The sequence below is a fragment of the Xanthomonas sp. BRIP62411 genome (assembly GCF_003993525.1).
Taxonomy (GTDB): domain Bacteria; phylum Pseudomonadota; class Gammaproteobacteria; order Xanthomonadales; family Xanthomonadaceae; genus Xanthomonas; species Xanthomonas euroxanthea.
Genome location: NZ_QEZI01000006.1, coordinates 110,285 through 125,083, shown reverse-complemented (window position 1 = coordinate 125,083; position 14,799 = coordinate 110,285). Strand labels below are relative to the sequence as shown.

14 protein-coding genes are annotated in these 14,799 nt (G+C 66.7%); 9 read left to right on the top strand and 5 right to left on the bottom strand.

All coding sequences use genetic code 11. From position 1 onward, the window contains the following. Positions 1 to 166: 166 nt before the first annotated feature. On the top strand, positions 167 to 2,110 hold the full coding sequence (acs, locus tag EO139_RS03490; protein WP_115678106.1) for an acetate--CoA ligase: 1,944 nt from the start codon (positions 167 to 169) through the stop codon (positions 2,108 to 2,110). 266 nt (positions 2,111 to 2,376) lie between these two features. Next, positions 2,377 to 3,045, top strand: a complete 669-nt coding sequence (locus EO139_RS03485) for a response regulator transcription factor (protein WP_010374372.1) — start codon at positions 2,377 to 2,379, stop codon at positions 3,043 to 3,045. 89 nt (positions 3,046 to 3,134) lie between these two features. Here EO139_RS03485 and EO139_RS03480 read toward each other — a convergent pair whose 3' ends face one another. Continuing rightward, complete coding sequence (locus EO139_RS03480) at positions 3,135 to 3,632, bottom strand: hypothetical protein (protein WP_119129879.1); 498 nt, start codon at positions 3,630 to 3,632, stop codon at positions 3,135 to 3,137. A 393-nt stretch (positions 3,633 to 4,025) separates the two neighbouring features. Here EO139_RS03480 and EO139_RS03475 point away from each other — a divergent pair, with 393 nt between their 5' ends. Next, positions 4,026 to 4,589 carry a TlpA disulfide reductase family protein gene (locus EO139_RS03475; RefSeq protein WP_184363257.1) on the top strand — a complete coding sequence of 188 codons (564 nt, stop codon included), beginning with the start codon at positions 4,026 to 4,028 and terminating at the stop codon, positions 4,587 to 4,589. Positions 4,590 to 4,592: 3 nt separating this feature from the next. Continuing rightward, positions 4,593 to 4,796, top strand: a complete 204-nt coding sequence (locus tag EO139_RS03470; protein WP_016901788.1) for a hypothetical protein — start codon at positions 4,593 to 4,595, stop codon at positions 4,794 to 4,796. Positions 4,797 to 4,910: 114 nt separating this feature from the next. On the opposite strand, the gene EO139_RS03465 is transcribed toward EO139_RS03470, so the two are convergent. Together EO139_RS03465 and EO139_RS21380 are read right to left on the bottom strand one after the other, a co-directional pair. Beyond that, positions 4,911 to 6,539: a family 43 glycosylhydrolase gene (locus tag EO139_RS03465; RefSeq protein ID WP_126969303.1), complete on the bottom strand. Its 1,629-nt coding sequence runs from the start codon at positions 6,537 to 6,539 to the stop codon at positions 4,911 to 4,913. Positions 6,540 to 6,610: 71 nt separating this feature from the next. Next, on the bottom strand, positions 6,611 to 6,781 hold the full coding sequence (locus tag EO139_RS21380; RefSeq protein WP_164739703.1) for a hypothetical protein: 171 nt from the start codon (positions 6,779 to 6,781) through the stop codon (positions 6,611 to 6,613). A 90-nt stretch (positions 6,782 to 6,871) separates the two neighbouring features. Here EO139_RS21380 and EO139_RS03455 point away from each other — a divergent pair, with 90 nt between their 5' ends. From EO139_RS03455 to EO139_RS03435, 5 genes are all read left to right on the top strand, one after another. Continuing rightward, positions 6,872 to 7,915: an aldo/keto reductase gene (locus EO139_RS03455; RefSeq protein WP_343132552.1), complete on the top strand. Its 1,044-nt coding sequence runs from the start codon at positions 6,872 to 6,874 to the stop codon at positions 7,913 to 7,915. After that, a complete protein-coding gene (locus EO139_RS03450; RefSeq protein ID WP_119131541.1) occupies positions 7,912 to 8,784 on the top strand; it encodes an amidohydrolase family protein in 873 nt (290 codons plus the stop codon). Before EO139_RS03455 ends, EO139_RS03450 begins: the two co-directional genes overlap by 4 nt. After that, complete coding sequence (locus tag EO139_RS03445; protein ID WP_104649882.1) at positions 8,781 to 9,551, top strand: SDR family oxidoreductase; 771 nt, start codon at positions 8,781 to 8,783, stop codon at positions 9,549 to 9,551. Before EO139_RS03450 ends, EO139_RS03445 begins: the two co-directional genes overlap by 4 nt. Before the next feature lie 151 nt (positions 9,552 to 9,702). Further along, positions 9,703 to 10,560: a fumarylacetoacetate hydrolase family protein gene (locus EO139_RS03440; protein WP_126969302.1), complete on the top strand. Its 858-nt coding sequence runs from the start codon at positions 9,703 to 9,705 to the stop codon at positions 10,558 to 10,560. A gap of 183 nt (positions 10,561 to 10,743) precedes the next feature. Next, positions 10,744 to 12,066 (top strand): L-fuconate dehydratase, encoded by a 1,323-nt coding sequence (locus EO139_RS03435; RefSeq protein WP_126969301.1) that lies wholly within the window; start codon positions 10,744 to 10,746, stop codon positions 12,064 to 12,066. Between the two features lie 892 nt (positions 12,067 to 12,958). Here EO139_RS03435 and EO139_RS03430 read toward each other — a convergent pair. Both EO139_RS03430 and fucP read right to left on the bottom strand, forming a co-directional pair. Next, positions 12,959 to 13,324 (bottom strand): L-fucose mutarotase, encoded by a 366-nt coding sequence (locus tag EO139_RS03430; protein WP_104585593.1) that lies wholly within the window; start codon positions 13,322 to 13,324, stop codon positions 12,959 to 12,961. Then, positions 13,321 to 14,625 carry an L-fucose:H+ symporter permease gene (gene fucP / locus EO139_RS03425; RefSeq protein ID WP_104649879.1) on the bottom strand — a complete coding sequence of 435 codons (1,305 nt, stop codon included), beginning with the start codon at positions 14,623 to 14,625 and terminating at the stop codon, positions 13,321 to 13,323. The genes EO139_RS03430 and fucP overlap by 4 nt, the downstream gene beginning before the upstream one ends. Positions 14,626 to 14,799: the final 174 nt, after the last annotated feature.

The following is a 14,799-nucleotide window of genomic DNA, read 5'->3' as shown; positions in this document are numbered from 1 at the left end:
GTCGCACCAGGGCCGGCAACGGATTGCGGATCACGCGCTGCGGCAGGTAAGACCAAGGTCTAAGGCCCGGTTGAACGCCGGGACAGAATGGATACGGCACACTGATTGTCTACCGAGGGCAGCCGCAACGTCCTCTTCCGACAAGTTCATCGCAAGTGAGGGTGCCATGGCTGAGGTTTATCCCGTCGATCCCGCGTTCGCCGCCAATGCGCGCATTACGCGCGAGCAGTACGCAACGCTGTATCGCGAATCGATCGAACACCCCGAGCAATTCTGGGGCAAGGCCGCACAGCGGCTGGAATGGTTCAAGCAACCCACCCAGGTGAAGGACGTCAGCTACGCGCTGGAGGATTTCCACATCCGCTGGTTCGGCGATGGCGAGCTCAATGCCAGCGTCAACTGCCTGGACCGCCAGCTGGCCACGCGCGGCGACAAGACCGCGCTGTTGTTCGAGCCCGACAGCCCGGATGCGCAGTCCTATCCGGTCACCTATCGCGAGCTGTACGAGCGCGTCTGCAAGCTCGGCAATGCGCTGCGCAACCTGGGCGTCAAGAAGGGCGACCGGGTCACCATCTACCTGCCGATGATCGTCGATGCCGCCGTGGCCATGCTCGCCTGTGCGCGCATCGGTGCGGTGCACTCGGTGGTGTTCGGCGGGTTTGCGGCCAATTCGATCGCCGACCGCGTGATCGATTGCCAGAGCAAGCTGATCATCACCGCCGACGAAGGCCTGCGCGGCGGCAAGAAGATTCCGCTCAAGGCCAACGTCGATGCAGCGCTGAAACTGCCCGGCACCAACACCGTGGAAACGGTGCTCGTCGTGCGTCACACCGGTGGTGCGGTCGAGATGCAGGCACCGCGCGATCGCTGGTTCCACGATGTGGTCGACGGCCAGCCGGCTGCGTGCGAGCCCGAGCGCATGAACGCGGAAGATCCGTTGTTCATCCTCTACACCTCCGGGTCCACCGGAAAGCCCAAGGGCGTGCTGCACACCACCGCCGGCTACCTGCTGTTTGCCAGCTACACGCACGAAGTGGTGTTCGACCTGCGCGAGGACGACATCTACTGGTGCACTGCCGACGTGGGCTGGGTCACCGGCCACAGCTACATCGTCTACGGCCCGCTCGCCAACGGCGCCACCGCGGTGATGTTCGAAGGCGTGCCGAACTATCCGACCGTGTCGCGCTTCTGGGAAGTGATCGACAAGCACAAGGTCAGCATCTTCTACACCGCGCCCACCGCGATCCGCGCGCTGATGCGCGATGGCGAGGAGCCGGTCAAGAAGACCTCGCGCAAGAGCCTGCGCCTGCTCGGCAGCGTCGGCGAGCCGATCAATCCGGAAGCCTGGCGCTGGTACTACGAGGTGGTCGGCGACAGCCGCTGCCCGATCGTGGACACCTGGTGGCAGACCGAAACCGGCGGCATCCTGATCTCGCCGCTGGCCGGCGCGGTCGATCTCAAGCCCGGCTCGGCCACCCTGCCGTTCTTCGGCGTGCAGCCGGCACTGGTGGATGCCGAAGGCAAGGTCCTGGAAGGCGCCACCGAAGGCAACCTGGTGCTGCTGGATTCGTGGCCGGGCCAGATGCGCTCGGTGTACGGCGACCACCAGCGCTTCATCGACACCTACTTCCGCACCTATCCGGGCAGCTACTTCACCGGCGACGGTTGCCGCCGCGATGCCGATGGCTATTACTGGATCACCGGCCGCGTGGACGACGTGATCAACGTGTCCGGCCACCGCATCGGCACCGCCGAAGTGGAAAGCGCGCTGGTCTCGCACCCGAAGGTCGCCGAAGCGGCGGTGGTCGGCTTCCCGCACGACGTCAAGGGCCAGGGCATCTATGCCTACGTGACCTTGATCGCCGGCGAAACCCCGAGCGAGGAACTGCACAAGGAACTGGTGACCTGGGTGCGCAAGGAAATCGGCCCGATCGCCTCGCCCGATCATCTGCAGTGGGCACCGGGCCTGCCCAAGACCCGCTCGGGCAAGATCATGCGCCGCATCCTGCGCAAGATCGCCGAAAACGCCCCCGACCAACTCGGCGACACCTCGACCCTGGCCGACCCGTCGGTGGTGGATTCGTTGGTCAATGAGCGGTTGGCGCGCTGACGCGCGTCGGGAATGGGGAATCGGGAGTGGGGAATCGTCGAAGCGGTTCCCTGAGCAGTGGGGAATAGGCGGCATGGGGATTGTGGAAGCGGTCCCCAGGCCATGTCTGCCCACGTCGATTTTTGATCTCCCAACCCGTCACACTGACTTCGCCGCCTCGCTGTCGCCGTCTTGTTGCTGTTGCTGTTGCTGTTGCTTTGCTGCCTTCGCTGTTGCCTTTGCAATTCCCGATTCCCCACTCCCGATTCCCGATTCCCGGCCCCTCAATGACCACCCTGCTGATCGCCGACGACCACCCCCTGTTCCGTGAGGCCTTGCGCGGGGCTGTGCAGCGCGTGATGCCGGGCGTGCAGTTGTTCGAGGCCGACACGGTGGATGCGCTGTACACCCTGGCCGATGCGCAACCGGATGCCGACCTGTTGTTGATGGATCTCAACATGCCGGGCGCGCAGGGATTCAGCGCGTTGGTGCACATGCGCTCGCTGCATCCGCAGCTGCCGGTGGTGGTGGTGTCGGCGCGCGAGGAGCCGACGGTAATGCGGCGTGCGATCGACCATGGCGCGTTCGGCTTCATTCCCAAATCCGCCGATTCGGACACCATCGGCCGCGCCCTGGCCACGGTGCTCGATGGCGAGCGCTGGATCCCGGCAGAGGCGCAGAACCTGCCGCCGACCGACAGCGAAGAACGCGAAGTGGGCCAGCGCCTGCGCGATCTCACCCCGCAACAGTTCCGCGTGCTGCAGATGCTCGGCGCCGGGCGCCTCAACAAGCAGATCGCCTACGATCTGGGCGTGTCCGAGGCCACCATCAAGGCGCATGTCACCGCGATCCTGCGCAAGCTCGGCGTCACCAACCGCACCCAGGCGGTGCTGATGGCCGGCAAGCTCGCCATCGATGCCGACGGCATCGTACTGCCGCCGCCCGAAGACGACTGAGCACGCTGCAGCGACCGGCTGCGCGCCCCGTCAGCGCAGACCGATCGCCGTCGCAGGAAACGCTGCCGGTGGCAGCTCCGGCCCGCTCGTCAGCGCAATGGCTGGCCGGTGCAGACCTTCGATGCGCGTTGCGGCGAGGGCGCGTGCCACACCGCGTTGCCGTTTTCGTCCTCGCCTTCATAGATCGCATAGCGCCCATCGTCCTGACGATGCATGGTCGGGCTGAAGGTGAGGAAATCGGTGCGGCCGTCCGGGCCAATGAACTGCATATCGCCTCCACAGGCGATATTGGAATTGGTTTCCGGCCCCAGCGCAGCGCAGGTGACCTGCGAGGTCTCCGCACGCACCACGCGCGTCACGCGCGGCCGGACCAGCCCGCGATCGGCGGCGTCGCAGAAATAATCGGCAAGCACCGTGCGCATCTCCTGCTGCGACGGCATCCAGGACGGACAGCTGCTGTACGCATCGGCCGTGCAGCTTGAGACAACCGCGGCAGGCGCGTTGCGATCGGGCGCAGCAGCGAGGCTGTCTTGCAGCGGCAGCAACAGGCAGGCGGCGACCGCCAGCAGGGGAAGATAGGAAGGCATCGAAACGTGCGGCCTGGCGTGTACGGGGCACGCGACTGTACGCCATGGCAATCGATGCCGTGCATGTCCACGCTGCGGCATGGCGTGCGTGTGCATGTCGTGCGCCTGCCGCGCATGGTCCGGTCGCGATCACGTCGGCGATGGATGCATCGCGCGCCGGTGCGGCGCGGTGGCATCGCTCCACCTGCAGCGTCGTAGTTGCGCAATCGCTCCGTGCCGACTGCCGCGGCACTGGCAAGCCCAAGCGTCGGGGCGTGACCGCGTCCACAGCCCCGCACCGCGCGACATCGCAGTTGTCGATATCACCATTGACCATCAGCTCATGCCTGGGCAAGGCTCGGGCTTGATGACGCTACTGGAGCTGGCATGGCGCGACGTTTTCCCTGGCTCTGGATCGGGCTGCTGATTGCCTGTGCATTGATCGCGGTGCTCGCATGGCAGAACAAGCAGCTGCGCGCGCAGCAGCAGATGTTGCAGACCCGCATCAGCGCGCCGTATGACGGCATGTACGTGCCGCGCATCGCGGTCACCGATACCCAGGGCCAACGCCATCTGCTCGGCGTGCCGCAGGGACAGGCGCAGGTGCTGTTCTTCTTCACCACCACCTGCCCGTATTGCCAGCGCTCGGCACCCACCGTGCTGCGTGCGGCAAGGCAGTTGCAGGCCAATCTGCCCGGCCGTCCGCAGTTGCTCGGCGTATGCCAGTGCGATGCGGCGCAGGCTGCGCGCTATGCGCATGTGCATGGCTTCGATTTTCCGGTGGTCACGTTGACCGATCGTCGCGCACTGATGCTGTTTCGCGCGCGCAACGTGCCACTGCTGATGGCCATCGATGGGCAGGGGCGCGTGCGCCATTCCCGTCTTGGGGTCTTCGATACCACGGAGCAGGTGCAGGACCTGGTCGCCGCGTTGCGCCGCACGGATGCGCCAGCGGCTTTGGCAACGGTGAAGGAGTAATGCATGAAGAAGCGTTGGGGTACTTTGCGGACGGCGTTGATGGCGGCCACGTTCCTGGCCAGTACCGGTTTCGGTGCGTTCCAGGTCATGGCGGTGGATAACGCACAGCCGAAAACCGAATCGTGTAGTGCGTGGGCCTGCAAAGCCGAGTGTCCGGAGTTTGGCGGCGACCTGGGCCAGGGCAACGTCTGCTACTGCTGCGGCTAGGAGCGGCGAGCAAAACGCCTGTGCAGCTACGTCTTGTTAGCCACGCCAGGTCTGACGGCGGGGTCCCCCCGGACCCCGCCGTTTACCCGCATCGCTGGATGCTGCAGACCGCGCTCAGCGCAGCGCGCGGTAACTGAAATCACGCAACACCACTGCGCCTTGCTGCGCAGCGTAGATGCCGAGCTGCAGGCTCAGGAAGCCGCCGAACACGTTGTGGTGAAAGCCGGACATTTCCATGCGCGTGGGGTGGCGAATCCACTGCCAGCCATCGTCGAAGCAATAGTCGAAGGTCACCACATGCGCATCGTTGCTCAGACGCAGGCGGATGCGTCGGTGCGTGTTAGGCGCGCGTGCCCACACCAGTTCTTCGGAGTATTCGTAGGTCTTGATGGTATCGGGCGTAACGCCGATGCCGACGAAGGCCTTGTGGTTGTAGAAAAGCAACAGGCCGCCCTCGGCATTGCCGGTGAGCTCCAGCGTGACCTCGGCGACGTAGCCGCGATCGGGCACGCCACAGGTCAACGGCGAGCTGTCGGCCGGCGAGCTGCCGGAGCAAGCCAGCGTCAGCGACCGATTTGCCCGTTGCACCCGCGCCTGCTCGCCGGGCCTGGCCGCATGCAGGCTCCATTGGGTGCCGAACCTGTCGCTGGAAAAATCATCCGATAAGGCGAAACCGCTGGGCGCCGCATTGCCCGTGGCGTGTCCACGTGCAGGCGTGCGCAATGGCTTGGACAGATCGCCACCGGTGGCGCGGAACCAGCCATCGGCGGTCCATTCGATCGGCTCCAGCAGCGTCTGCCGGCCCAGCGTGCGGAAGCCGTTCTCGTAGCCGTGATAGACCATCCACCAGTCACCGCGCGGGCCTTCCACCAGCGTGGCATGCCCGCGCGACCACCATGGCTCCTGTTCGGATTGCGTGCGCACCAGCGGGTTGCGCGGGCAGTGCTCCCACGGCCCATGCACCGAGCGCGAACGCGCGGCGATGACCATGTGTCCGGTCACCGGCCCGGCAGTGCCGCCGACCGCGGTGACCAGATACAGCCAGCCGTTGTGCCAGGTCAGCTTGGGGCCTTCGGGGGCGAAGTTCTCCACGATCCAGTCGTCGGGATAGCGCCACGGCGCGTATGCCGGCTCCACCTGCCCGTCGGTGGCCAGTCCGTCGTCGCGCAGGCGCACCTTGCGGATGCCGTTGACGAACAGATAGCGCTTGCCGTCCTCGCCCACCACATGGCCGGGATCGATGCAGCCGGCGATCTGCAGATCGATCGGGTCGCTCCAGGGTCCGCGGATGTCGTCGGCCCAGATCACGAAGATCGACCAGCCCTTGTCGTCGGGATTGGCCGGGATGTAGATGAAATAGCGGCCAGCGTGCTTGCACAGGTCCAGCGCCCAGATCGTGCCCAGCTGCTTGCGCAGCGCCGGGCCGAGCGGTGTCCAGTTGACCAGGTCGGTGGAATGCCACAGCACGATGCCCGGATAGGAAAGGAACGACGAAAACGTCATGTAGTAGTCGTCGCCATCCTTGAGGATGGTGGGGTCCGGATGATCGCCGGCCACGATGGGATTGAGGTAGCTGCCGTTGCCCAGGTCTGCCTTGCGCTGGCCTTCGATGCCGCGCGCCCACTGCGGGGTGCCGGTGCAGGCCGCGTTTGCGTCGCCCGCCGGTGCGCTCGGCGACAACGGCGCGACGATGGCGCCTGCGGCGAGCACCTTGAACAGGTCGCGGCGGGTGGTGGTTGGCATGGGTGGGCTTTCGTGCGGTCGGGCTGGTATCTAGCCCCAGGCCTCGGACCGAGGCAACCGCATAGACGGCGTTATAGGAAGCGCTCATGACAGCTGCGGATTTCGACATAGATCGGCGACCACCACATGCCGGGCCGGCCAGCAGGCAAAGATGCCGGGAAACTCACCGCAGCGCTGCGCAACGCCCGTGCTGAACCGCCACCACCTGCGATGCTGCACTGCAGCGTGATCTGTTTACTCATGATTGCGATATTCATATGCGAACAGACCGGCATCGGCCGGCTGGTGGATGTCGCGATGCCCAGCTCCTGCTTCCCAGATTCCGTGTGCACCTGCCCCGCAGCCGCCCTGCGCGCGGAGTGTGCGGCGTGAGCGTTGCGCGGCAGCGTCTGGGCGGCACCGATGTGCAGCTGTCGGCACTGGGGTTTGGCGCCGCGCCGATCGGCAATCTGTATACCGAGGTCGATGACGGCCAGGCGCTAGCCGCGGTGGCGGCTGCGTACCAGGCCGGCATCCGGCACTTTGACACCGCGCCGTACTACGGCTACGGGCTGAGTGAGACGCGCCTGGGCCGTGGTTTGGCCGGCGTGCCGCGCAGCGCATACACGCTGTCGACCAAGGTCGGCCGCTGCATCCACGACGACGCGCAGGCCACCGCCGGGCGCGACGGCTTTGCGGTAGCGGGCCGGCGCGCCGAGTTCGACTACAGCGCCGACGGCGTGCGGCGCGCGTTTGCCTCCAGCCTGGAGCGCCTGGGCACCGACTACATCGACGTGCTGCTGCTGCACGACATCGGTGCGCTGACCCACGGCGACAACCACGCCAACGTGCTGCGCCAGGCCTTGGAGGAGGCCTTGCCGGCGATGGCGGAGCTGAAGGCGGCCGGTGCCTGCGGGGCGATCGGGCTGGGGGTCAACGAGCAGGAGGTGGCGCTGGAGGTGCTGCCACGCTTTCCGCTCGACTGCGTGATGCTGGCCGGCCGCTACACGCTGCTGGAACAGCACGGCGCACGCGCCCTGCTCGAGCAGGCGCAGCAACGCAACGTGGCGATCCTGTCGGCTGGCCCGTACAGCTCCGGCCTGCTCAGCGACGCACATGGCCCCGGCGCGACCTACAACTATGCCCCGGTCGACACCGCCACCCTGCAACATGCGCAGCGCCTGTATGCAGCCTGCGCGGCGTTCGGGGTGGATATCGGCGCGGCCGCGTTGCAGTTCCCGCTGGCGCATCCGGCGGTGACCACGGTGGTGGCCGGCATGCGGACGGTGGCCGAGGTGCACTCGGCCGCCACGCGGTTGCAGGCGGCGATTCCGCCTGCGCTGTGGCAGCGCCTGCGCGATGACGGCCTGCTCGACGCGGACCTGCCCACGCCATGAGCCGCATCGACGCGCATCTGCATTTCTGGCAGCTGGCCCGTGGCGATTACCACTGGCTGACGCCCGAACTGGCGCCGCTGTATCGCGACTTCGGCCCCGCCGATATCGGCCAGGCGCTGGACGCTGCCGATATCGATGGCGTGGTGGTGGTGCAGGCCGCCGCGACCGAGGCCGAAACGCACTACCTGTTCGAGCTGGCGCGCGCCGATGCGCGCATCGCCGGCGTGGTGGGCTGGGTCGATTTCGCCGCGCCCGATGCCGCCGCGCGCATCGATGCGCTGGTGCAGGCCGGCGACGGTGTGCTCAAGGGCCTGCGCCCGATGGTGCAGGACATCGCCGATGCGCAGTGGCTGGCCAGTCCCGCGCTGGATGCCGCCTTCGACGCCCTGCTCGCGCACGACCTGGCCTTCGACGCCCTGATCCGCAGCGTGCATGTGCCGGCACTGCAGGCGCGCCTGAAGCGCCATTCGCAGTTGCGCGTGGTCGTCGATCACGGCGGCAAGCCGCAGATCGCCGCGGGCGAATTCGTCGCCTGGGCGGCCGGCATGGCCGCGCTGGCGCAGCATCCCAACGTGCACTGCAAGCTCTCCGGCCTGCTCACCGAAGCAGCGCGCGGCGCCGGCGTGGAGGCGCTGGAGCCGTATGTCGCGCATCTGTTCGCACGCTTCGGCCCGCAGCGCATGCTGTGGGGCAGCGACTGGCCGGTGCTGACCCAGCGCGCCGAGTATGCGCAGTGGCTTGAGATCGCACAGCACCTGGTCGCCACACACGCCGACGGCCATGCCAAAGCGGTGTTCGGCGACAACGCACGCACGTTCTATCGTCTGCCACGGCCGGCGGCCCCCACCCACGGAACCTCTTCGGTATGACTGTCTCGATCCCTGCAACTCCCAACGACCGCCTGCATGGCAAGCGCTGCCTGATCACCGCCGCCGGCGCCGGCATCGGCCGCGAAAGCGCGCTGGCCTGCGCGCGTGCCGGTGCGCAGGTGATCGCCACCGATATCGACGCCGCGGCCTTGCAGGCGCTGGCAGCCGAATCCGATGCCATCACCACCCAGCTGCTGGATGTCACCGATGCATCGGCGGTTGCCGACCTGGTCGCCGCGCACGGCCCGTTCGATGTGTTGTTCAACTGCGCCGGCTTCGTGCACCAGGGCAGCATCCTCGATTGCGACGAGCCGGCCTGGCGCCGCTCGTTCTCGATCAACGTCGATGCGATGTACTACACCTGCAAGGCGGTGCTGCCGGGCATGCTCGAGCGCGGCCGCGGCAGCATCATCAACATGTCCTCGGTGGCCTCCAGCATCAAGGGCGTGCCGAACCGCTTCGTCTACGGCGTCACCAAGGCGGCCGTGATCGGCCTGAGCAAGGCCATTGCCGCCGATTACGTGGCCCAGGGCGTACGTTGCAACGCGATCTGCCCCGGCACCATCAAGACGCCGTCGCTGGGCCAGCGCGTCAAGGCGCTGGGCGGCGACGAACAGGCGGTGTGGAAGAGCTTCACCGACCGCCAGCCGATGGGCCGCCTGGGCGACCCGCGCGAAATCGCGCAGCTGGTGGTGTACCTGGCCTCGGACGAATCGTCGTTCACCACCGGCCAGACCCATATCATCGATGGCGGCTGGTCGAACTGAGTACGACGATGGATCGCGGCGCCGCGCACCACTGCCAGATGCGATGCGTCCCGCTCGTCCGCCTCGGTTTGCGCCCGCTGCCCTTACCCACCCGATGCACGCGCGCCAGCGTTGCTGGCCGCTCCATTCCTCACCTGCAAAGGAAGACTGCATGAAACTCGTACGCGTTGGCGCCCCCGGCCAGGAACGTCCTGGCCTGATCGATGACCAAGGCCGCATCCGCGATCTGAGCGGTGTGATCGACGATGTGGCCGGCGAGCACATCACCAATGCCGGCCTGGACAAACTGCGTGCGCTGGATGTGGCCACGCTGCCGCTGCTCGAAGGTGAGCTGCGCTATGGCGCCGCGGTGGGGCAGATCGGCAAGTTCATCTGCGTGGGCTTGAACTACGCCGACCACGCCGCCGAATCGGGCATGGACGTGCCCAAGATGCCGATCCTGTTCATGAAGGCCACCACCGCGGTGACCGGGCCGAACGACACCGTGATCATCCCGCGCGGCTCGGTCAAGAGCGATTGGGAAGTGGAACTGGGCGTGGTGATCGGCGATGTCGCGCGCGATGTCTCGGTGGACGAGGCGCTGAACCATGTCGCCGGCTACGCGGTGATCAACGACCTGTCCGAGCGCGAATTCCAGCTCGAACACGGCGGCCAGTGGGTCAAGGGCAAGAGCGCCGACACCTTCGGCCCGATCGGCCCGTGGCTGGTCACCCGCGATGAAATCGCCGACCCGCAGAACCTGTCGATGTGGCTGGAGGTCAACGGCCACCGCTACCAGAACGGCAGCACCCGCACGATGGTGTTCGGCGTGGCCGAACTGGTCAGCCACATCAGCCGCTACATGACGCTGATGCCGGGCGATGTGATCAGCACCGGCACCCCGCCGGGCGTGGGCCTGGGCCAGAAGCCGCCGGTGTACCTGAAGCCGGGCGACGTGATGGAGCTGGAGATCGAAGGGCTGGGTCGCCAGCGCCAGCCGGTGGTGGCGCATCCGCGCGATGCGGCTTGAGGCCTCTTTCCTAAGCACCTTTTTCCGCATTGGAAAGAGATAGCGGTCAAGGCAAGTCGTAATACATCCGGCACGATGCAGCCCGAAGCCCCTCTCCCGGTGGGAGAGAGGCTCTGGCGTCCTGCTCCGTTTCCGTCTTACTCCGCGCGTTTCTAATTTTCGTTTCCATCGCCCAGGACCTCCATGCACACCATCATCGCCCTCGACACCCACGACGTCCGCTTTCCCACCTCGCGCGAGCTCGATGGGTCGGATGCGATGAATCCGGATCCGGATTACTCGGCCGCCTACGTCGTGCTGCGCACCGATGCGCCGGATGACCTGGCCGGCTACGGCCTGGTGTTCACCATCGGCCGCGGCAACGATGTGCAGACCGCCGCGGTGGCCGCACTGGCCGAGCATGTGGTCGGCCTGTCGGTGGACGAGGTCATTGCCGATCTGGGTGCGTTCGCGCGCCGGCTCACCAATGACTCGCAGCTGCGCTGGCTGGGCCCGGAAAAGGGCGTGATGCACATGGCAATCGGCGCGGTGATCAACGCCGCCTGGGATCTGGCCGCGCGCGCAGCGAAAAAACCGCTGTGGCGCTACATCGCCGAACTCACGCCCGAGCAGCTGGTCGACACCATCGACTTCCGCTACCTCACCGACGCGCTCACCCGCGACGAAGCGCTGGCAATCCTGCGTGCGGCGCAACCGCAGCGCGCGCAACGCATCGCCACGCTGATCGAACAGGGCTATCCGGCCTACACCACCTCGCCCGGCTGGCTCGGCTACTCGGACGAGAAGCTGGTGCGCCTGGCCAAGGAAGCGGTGGCCGACGGCTTCCGCACCATCAAGCTCAAGGTCGGCGCCAACGTGCAGGACGACATCCGCCGCTGCCGCCTGGCGCGCGAGGCGATCGGCCCGGACATCGCGATGGCGGTGGACGCCAACCAGCGCTGGGACGTGGGCCCGGCGATCGACTGGATGCGCCAGCTGGCCGAATTCGACATCGCCTGGATCGAGGAACCCACCAGTCCGGACGATGTGCTCGGCCACGCCGCGATCCGCCAGGGCATCACGCCGGTACCGGTGTCCACCGGCGAGCACACCCAGAACCGGGTGGTGTTCAAGCAGCTATTGCAGGCCGGCGCGGTGGACCTGATCCAGATCGACGCCGCGCGCGTGGGCGGGGTCAACGAAAACCTCGCCATCCTGCTGCTGGCCGCCAAGTTCAATGTGCGCGTGTTCCCGCACGCCGGCGGCGTCGGCCTGTGCGAGCTGGTGCAACACCTGGCCATGGCCGACTTCGTCGCCATCACCGGCAAGATGGAAGACCGCGCGATCGAATTCGTCGACCACCTGCACCAGCATTTCCTCGACCCGGTGCGCATCCGGCACGGCCGCTACCTGGCCCCGGAGGCAGCGGGTTTCTCGGCGGAAATGCATGCGTCCTCGATCGCGGAGTTCAGCTATCCGGAAGGACGTTTCTGGGTCGAAGATCTGGCCGGCAACGCCAAGGACTGAGCACGCAACCCCTCATCCGCCCTGCGGGCACCTTCTCCCGCCTGCGGGAGAAGGAAGCGGTTATCCGGCCAGGACTGCGATGCGGCCGGAACGGCTCCGCCATCCAGGTGAACGTTTCCGGGTCGTAGATCTGGCCGGCAACGGCAAGGACTGAGCACGCAACCCCTCATCCGCCCTGCGGGCACCTTCTCCCGCCTGCGGGAGAAGGAAGCAGTTGTCCGGCCGGGACTGGAATCCGGACGGAACGGCTCTGCCATCCAGGTGAATGTTTCCGGGCCGTAGATCTGGCCGGCAACGGCAAGGACTGAGCACCCAGCCCCTCATCCGCCCTGCGGGCACCTTCTCCCGCGCGCGGGAGAAGGAAGCAGTTGTCCGGCCGGGACTGCGATGCGACCGGAACGGCTCCGCCATCCAGGTGAATGTTTCCGGGTCGTAGATCTGGCCGGCAACGGCGAGGACTGAGCGCGCAGCCCCTCATCCGCCCGGCGGGCACCTTCTCCCGCGCGCGGGAGAAGGAAGCAGTTGGCCGGCCGGGACTGCGATGCGGCCGGAACGGCTCAGCCATCCAGGTGAACGTTTCCGGGTCGTAGATCTGGCCGGCAACGCCAAGGACTGAGCACGCAGCCCCTCATCCGCCCTGCGGGCACCTTCTCCCGCACCCGGGAGAGGGGCGTGATCGACGTTGACTCAGGTGGGGTAGGCGTCTGCGCCATGTCCCCACCGTCGGGCGTCTGCAGCATGCTGCCGGTCAGCCGTTCGCCAGGCCGAAGACGCAGACCCACAAGCGCCCCACCCGGTATTGCCAGGCCGGCCGGACTGCAGCCCCGCCAAGCGACTGCTCCCTTCTCCCGCAAGCGGGAGAAGGTGCCCGAAGGGCGGATGAGGGGCACGGCTAGCGCTGCGCGTCGATCGCCGCACTCAATGCAAAGATCCGCCCCGCCTCGCGCCACTTCTCCCCAGGCGCGCTGCCCGGCAGCGGTTTCTGGAACCGCCACATCAGGTCTTCCCAGGCCTGGATCCGCGGATCGGCCGCATCCCGCGCGGCCTTGGCCGCCGGATCGTAGGTGTCGCCGACCTCCATCAGCATCACCAGGCGGTCGCCGCTGCGGAAGATCTCCAGCTCCAGGATGCCGGCCTGCTGCAACGAGGCCACCACTTCCGGCCAGACCTCGCTGGGCCGATGCCAACGCTCGTACTCGGCGATCAACTGCGCATCATCGTGCAGATCCAGCACGTAGCACAGCCGCCGCGTGCTCATGCGCCTGCCCCAGCAATCACCGGCGCCGCGCGCCGTGCGCGCAACGCGAACAGCAGGATCACCGCAAAGCACCCACCCGGCACCACCATCGCCCAGTGGATACCGGCCAGGTCCGACACCGCGCCCATCACTGCCGTCAGCAGCGCACCACCGATGATCGACATCACCAGCAAGGACGAGCCCAGCTTGCGCGCATCGTCATGCATGCCGTCCAGGCCCAGCGCAAAGATGGTCGGAAACATCACCGACATGAACACGCTTGCGGCCACCAGCGCGTACAGGCCGGTCCAACCGGGGAAGGCGATCGCCACCGCACACAAGACCAGATTGATCGTGGCAAAGCTCGCCAGCAACCTGGCCGGCGCCAGATAGCGCAACAGCGCGGTGCCGATGAAGCGGCCGGCCATGAACAGCACCAGCGAGATGGTCAGATACGTCGCGGCGCTTTTTTCCGGCGTGCCCGGCACCGCGTCCTGCAGATAGCGGATCAGATAACTCCAGATGCCGACCTGCGCGCCCACGTAGAAGAACTGCGCCACCACCGAAAACACGAACAGCCGGTTGCGCAGCAATTCGCTAAAGCGTGCGCGCCTGGGCGCAGCCTCGCCCGGGCCGGCATCGCCGGTGGGAAAGCGCACCAGCGCAATCAGGATCGCCCACACCACCACCACCGCGCCGATCACCAGGTACGGCGTCTGCACCGCCGCCGATTCGGTGGCGAAGAACGCCGCGCGCGCGGCCGGCGTCATCGCCGCCAGCTCGGCCGGGGTGTGCTCCACGCCGGAGAAGATGAAGTGCTGGCCGACCAGCACGCCGGTGATCGAGCCCAACGGGTTGAATGCCTGGGCCAGGTTCAACCGCCGTGCCGCGCCTTCTGCCGGGCCGAGCACGGTCACCAGCGGGTTGGCGGTGGTTTCCAGGAACGCCAGGCCGCTGGCGATCACGAACAAGGCCAGCAGGAACAGCCAGTAGGTATGCACCTGCGCGGCCGGATAGAACAGGAACGCGCCGCATGCATACAGCAGCAGGCCCAGCACCACGGCCGCCTTGTAGCTATAGCGGCGCATGAACATCGCCGCCGGCATCGCGAACACGAAATAACCCAGGTAGAACGCGCTCTGCACCAGGCCTGCCTGCAGGTCGGTCAGCTCGAAGGCCTTCTTGAACTGCTTGATCAGGATGTCGTTGAGGTTGTTGGCCATGCCCCATAAAAAGAACAGGCTGACGATCAACAACAGGGGAACCATGGCGGTACGCGCCAGGTTGCCGCGCGGTGACGCGGCAATGTCACTGTGATGCATGCGACCGATCCCCTCCCAAGGCTGTGGCGCTTGCGTTGCTGTGCGGCGAGCGTACTGCGCAGGCCAGCACCATGCAAATATAAAAACTTTGTTTATATTTGCACGCGAGGGCCGACCCTCACCGCTGCCCGCGATGCCTGTACCCTGGCGCGCCGCAGCCTTGCCTGGAGCCGC